At 69.9% G+C, this 1,596-nt stretch carries 1 protein-coding gene; it reads right to left on the bottom strand.

What is annotated here, in order from left to right; translation table 11 throughout:
• A partial coding sequence (locus ACSDR0_RS50460; protein ID WP_435296107.1) for a DUF4158 domain-containing protein occupies nucleotides 1-1,559 on the bottom strand: 1,559 nt, incomplete at its 3' end.
• Nucleotides 1,560-1,596: the final 37 nt, after the last annotated feature.

Genomic DNA, 1,596 nt, shown 5'->3' with positions numbered 1-1,596 from the left:
TGGGCCGCGTTCGGCGGCTTGCTCACCAGGCGGCAGTACTCGGCGCGCCGGGGCGCCCACTGCTCGGGCGTGTACAGGTAGGTGGCCGGGTCGGCGTAGCGGCGCGAGCCGGGCACGAACACGTCCCCGCTGCGCAGCCCGTCCCGCAGGGACAAGATCACGCACAGCTCCCAGAAGTGCCGGTAGGCGGTGTCCTCCCCCGACTTGCGGGCCTTGGCCAGGTAGTCGGCGTACTTGGCGGGCACGAAGCCGGTCGGCGTCCCTGCGGGCACCTTCCGGCCGCCGAGCCGGTTCATCTCCTTCAAGACGGCCACCGCCTCCATCAGCTCGCCGGTGCCCGGCTCGCCCTGGAAGTCGATCGCGGCCAGCACGTTCGGGGTGAACTGGCGCAGGTAGGTGTAGGAGGACTCCAGCTCCGACAGCCGGCCGTGGTCGCGGGGCAGCGGCTTCCACGCATCAGAGGTGATCTCCCGCAGCCGCTGCATGCCGATCCGCTCGCGCAGCATCCCGCCCACCTCATCGTCCGGGATCGACGGGTCTGCCAGCACCGGCAGGATCAGCTCCATCACCAGTTGCCGGGCCTCTCCCTTCTTGGCCCGCTCTACCAGCGCCTCGTCCGTCTTGGACTTCGCCCGGGACTCCCGCGCGCTGACGGCCTGGTCGAACAGGGACACCACCTCATCGAGCTGGTCGATGGCGGCCTGGGCCACGAACGCCAGCAGGATCGGGAACTTACGCTCCTTGCGCCGCTCCAGCCCCTGGTTGGTCGAACGGCGCGCGACCTGGGCCAGGAACCGGCGCCGCTCGTTCGGCAGCACCGACACGTCCATCTGGTGGGCGTCGATCGCGCGCAGCCAGGTCAGCTTGTCGATCGCGGTCTTCACCGAGGTCGCCGAGGCGTCCCGGGCGGGGCCGACCAGCCACTCCAGCCGGGTCATCCCCAGCCCCGCATCCACAGCCAGCATCCGCTCCAGATCAGCGCGGAGCTCCGCCGTCAGCAGGTGCCCCACCAACTGCGAGGTCAGATCGGCGGCACCCTTGCGCGCGGTGCCGACCATCTTGGCCAAGATGAGCGCGCCGGGCCGGATCACCTTGGCCGCCATCAGATACTCGCGCGCCAGGTTGAACAGCAGCGTCGGCGAGTCGTGCTCCATCGCCCGGTCCAGCAGGAACTGCTCCAGCTCCTTCATCGCCTGGCTGCCCGCCGGGGCGGTCTGCCACTCCAGATACTTGGCGACCAGGCCCAGATGATCCGAGCGGGTCTGATCGCGCTTGCCGTACAGCCGCAGCGCCGCCGACGCCACGCCCAGCCGCTCCGCGACCCGGGCCACAGCCGCCGCCGGCGCCGAGGCCACATCATCGGGCACGAACCCGAGCCACGGCAGCGTACAGAGCTGGACCAGCATGCCCAGCCGATCGACAGGGCCCCGCCCGCCGGGACTCACGAACGCCACGTCAGCCGCCGTCGGCGTGAAATACCGGATCAACTCATCCGCGCTGATCTCCGGGAACGAGCGCAGCTGCTCCAACTGCTCCTCGGAGAACATCTTCTCTGACAACGCACCACTCCACGCGCCGTACCGGACAAAACCGGAA

Source organism: Streptosporangium sp. G11 (assembly GCF_051192615.1).
Lineage (GTDB): Bacteria > Actinomycetota > Actinomycetes > Streptosporangiales > Streptosporangiaceae > Streptosporangium.
This window is presented reverse-complemented; position numbering and strand designations above follow the sequence as displayed.